Raw genomic sequence first — 1,431 nt, 5'->3', positions numbered from 1 at the left:
TCCTTATGTTAACATCTTCGTTAGTTAATGTCAACTAAGTTTTTCATTTTGTTTTGTCGCTTTCTGCGTTGTTGCTATCGGCGACTTGTTCTATATTACACCTATGTATGTTAATCGTCAATAGTTTTAAATAAGTTTTTTATAAAAATATGAATTAACTATACCAACAAGCCGTTAGCACAATAATATTACACTTGAATGTAACTCCCCCAAAAATAAACTAAATACGAATAACCTATAAAAGTCACTGTAGGTTATTCGTATTTAGATGTCATTAATATACATATGACATTTTAAATTTATCCCCTCATTACATTATGTACACCATAATAGAAAGAAAGAATTAAATATTATTCCTTTGAAGGTATCGAGCAGCTACCATCTGCACAATAATCATCTGTTGTACTATTTATTGAAAGATCTTGAAGTTCAGACTTAGGATTCTCTTCTTCCCACACCTGCTGAAGTGCACCAACAAAGGTTTCAAATGGTTGTGCACCTGAAATAGCATACTTTTGATTAACAATAAAATAAGGTACCCCTGTAATTTTATATTGTTGGGCAATTGATTCATCAATCCTAACCTCATTGGCATAAGCATTTTTATTATGAATAACATTTAAAGCCTCTTCCCTATCTAGACCGGAAGCTTCAGCAATATTAGCTAGTGTTTCCACATCACTTAAGTTTCTCGATTCAGTGAAATATGCAAAAAGTAGATTTTCTGTAATCTCCTTTTCCTTCCCCTGATCCTTTGCGAATTTCGCCAAACGATGTGCATCAAAAGTATTTGTTGGCTTCATCTCTTCAAAATTGAAACTCAAACCCATACTAGCTGCATGATTGCCTAGTTGTATATTATTACGATTAGCTTCTTCAACACTAATTCCATACTTCGATGCAAGCACTTCATTAATACTCGTTCCAGAGTAGATCGGAGCATTTTGATCTAATTCAAAACTTTTAAACTCAACTTCAACATCTTTCTTATGTGGAAATTGCTCTAAGGCCATTTCTAATCTACGCTTCCCAATATAGCAAAACGGGCATACAAAATCAGACCAAACTTCAATTTTCATATGAACACCTCATTAACATTTATTTTTCAATCATTGTAGCACTGACGTTACGGAATTCAAAAAATTATGCCTCAAAAAGTTACAACTACTAATCAAAGAAGATTTCATGCCCATATATACACTTCAATTGTAAATGAGCTCCTTGTTCAACATTCCTATATCTCACTACATATTTAGCCATAATATAGCTGTTCTCATAATAGTTGAAAAGCACCTGTATTATTCCCATAGATTATGCACTACTTCCCTACACTTAATAACAAAAAAACATCCCTCAAAACGCTACTATTATAAGAATAAAAAATTAAACAAGCCCGTCTATATAAAATGCAATTATATAGACGGGCTTGTT

Annotated in this window: 1 protein-coding gene; it reads right to left on the bottom strand. The window is 32.5% G+C overall.

Features of this window, described 5'->3' with window-relative positions; all coding sequences use genetic code 11:
- Window positions 1–350: 350 nt before the first annotated feature.
- Window positions 351–1,079, bottom strand: coding sequence for a DsbA family oxidoreductase (locus V7038_RS28495; protein WP_335696012.1), 729 nt, complete (start codon window positions 1,077–1,079; stop codon window positions 351–353).
- Between the last annotated feature and the right edge of the window lie 352 nt (window positions 1,080–1,431).

It is taken from the genome of Bacillus sp. JJ783, assembly GCF_036963225.1.
Lineage (GTDB): Bacteria > Bacillota > Bacilli > Bacillales > Bacillaceae_G > Bacillus_A > Bacillus_A cereus_U.
The sequence above is the reverse complement of the archived record's forward strand: the minus strand, read 5'-3'. Positions and strand labels throughout refer to the sequence as shown.